Origin of the sequence: Pseudonocardia pini, from assembly GCF_013870575.1 — a bacterium.
Classification (GTDB): Bacteria; Actinomycetota; Actinomycetes; order Mycobacteriales; family Pseudonocardiaceae; genus Pseudonocardia; species Pseudonocardia pini.
In genome coordinates this window covers 1-1,480 of record NZ_JACBXB010001054.1, presented here as the reverse complement: position 1 = coordinate 1,480, position 1,480 = coordinate 1, and the positions used below count along the sequence as shown (strand labels likewise).

4 protein-coding genes are annotated in these 1,480 nt (G+C 74.7%); 2 read left to right on the top strand and 2 right to left on the bottom strand.

What is annotated here, in order from left to right; genetic code table 11:
* Both H5J29_RS32415 and H5J29_RS32410 read left to right on the top strand, forming a co-directional pair.
* Positions 1-610, top strand: a 610-nt coding sequence (locus H5J29_RS32415) for an enoyl-CoA hydratase/isomerase family protein (RefSeq protein ID WP_181784716.1), incomplete at its 5' end; no start/stop codon positions are given.
* Positions 607-1,008, top strand: coding sequence for a DUF5709 domain-containing protein (locus tag H5J29_RS32410; protein ID WP_181784715.1), 402 nt, complete (start codon positions 607-609; stop codon positions 1,006-1,008). The genes H5J29_RS32415 and H5J29_RS32410, both read left to right, overlap by 4 nt.
* A gap of 6 nt (positions 1,009-1,014) precedes the next feature.
* On the opposite strand, the gene H5J29_RS32405 is transcribed toward H5J29_RS32410, so the two are convergent.
* Both H5J29_RS32405 and H5J29_RS32400 read right to left on the bottom strand, forming a co-directional pair.
* The gene (locus tag H5J29_RS32405) at positions 1,015-1,230 is read right to left on the bottom strand and encodes a hypervirulence associated TUDOR domain-containing protein (RefSeq protein ID WP_181784714.1); all 216 of its coding nucleotides are present in this window, start codon (positions 1,228-1,230) and stop codon (positions 1,015-1,017) included.
* 35 nt (positions 1,231-1,265) lie between these two features.
* Positions 1,266-1,480: substrate-binding domain-containing protein (locus tag H5J29_RS32400; protein ID WP_181784713.1), on the bottom strand; the 215-nt coding region annotated here is incomplete at its 5' end.

The following is a 1,480-nucleotide window of genomic DNA, read 5'->3' as shown; positions in this document are numbered from 1 at the left end:
CCCGCGGCCGCTCCCGCCGCCGGTCGACGACCCGGTGCTCGCCACCCGCGACGGCGGCACCCTGCACCTCACCCTCAACCGCCCGAAGCGCCGCAACGCCTACGGCCGGCTGTTGCGGGACACGCTGGTCTCGCTCCTGGAGGTCGCGGTGCTCGACCCGAGCGTCGACCGGGTCGTGCTCGACGGGGCGGGGCCCGCCTTCTGCGCGGGCGGCGACCTGGACGAGTTCGGCACCACACCGGACCTGACCACCGCGCACCTCGTCCGCACCCGCGCGGGCGCGGCTCGCCCCGTCCACCTGCTGCGGGAGCGGATCGAGGTGCGCCTGCACGGGGCCTGTGTGGGCGCCGGCATCGAGGTCCCCGCCTACGCCGGGCGGATCGTGGCCGCCCCGGACACCGTCCTGCGGCTGCCGGAGGTGGCCATGGGCCTCATCCCGGGTGCGGGCGGCACCGTGAGCATCCCGCGTCGCATCGGCCGGTGGCGGGCCCTGTGGTTCGCCCTCTCGGGGCTGCCGCTCGACGCGGACACCGCGCTGGCCTGGGGCCTCGTCAACGAGGTGGGCCCGACTCGCGCGGCGGGTCCCGACGGTGCCAGGCTGTCCACATGAGTGACCCGGACACGTTCGACACCGAGAGCGACCAGCTCGAGCCCGAGGACACGTTGATCGACGACGGGGTGGCCGACGTGCTCGACGAGGGCTACTCCCCGCCGGAGCGCCCGTGGGCGGCGGACGAGGACGCGAGCCTGCAGTCCCGCCTCGACCGCGAGCTCGCGGAGGAGGAGCCGGACCCCCAGGACCCGGACTGGGACGCCGACACGAACGAGACCGACGGCGAGCTGCTCGACGACCAGGTCGGCGACCGCCGCGCGGGTCGGCTGGTCGACCAGGCCGAGGGCGGCGTCTCCGACACCGACTCCGACGCCTGGGCCCAGGACGTGGGCATCGACGGCGCGGGTGCGTCGGCGGAGGAGGCCGCGGTGCACGTGGTCGACGACGAGGGCTGACGCGAGCTACGCCTTCTCCAGCTCGCTCTCGAGCTTGAGGACGGTGGTGCCGTCGTCCTGCGAGAGGACGTAGGCGGGGTTGTCGTCGGACCCGTTGCGGGTCTGCTTCTTCCCCTTGATCGTCTTCTCGACGCGGTCGGTGTGCACCTCCGCGACCTTGCCCTCGCCCTGCCCGTTGCCCCAGTTCCACGCCACGCGCGCGCCCTTGCGGAATTTCGCCATGGAGCCGAGATAGCCCGCGGACGGCGGTCCGAAACTCAGGCGGTCTCGCGCGGGATCAGCCGGGCGGGGAAGCGGCGGACCGCCTGCTCGGGATCCCACCGCCCCTCGACCGCGCCGAGCACGGCGTCGGCCATCCGGGCGTCGCCGTCGGTGAGGTCGGCGCCCACCGTCGTCAGGCGGGGGCGGACCAGGTCGGCGAGCGGCTCGTCGTCCGCTGCGATGACCTTGACCCGCTCGGGCACCCGGACAC

Bases quoted from the DNA above. Each gene is read 5' to 3' on its own strand.
- H5J29_RS32410 (WP_181784715.1), top strand. From the start codon at position 607: ATGAGTGACCCGGACACGTTCGACACCGAGAGCGACCAGCTCGAGCCC.
- H5J29_RS32405 (WP_181784714.1), bottom strand. From the start codon at position 1,230: ATGGCGAAATTCCGCAAGGGCGCGCGCGTGGCGTGGAACTGGGGCAAC.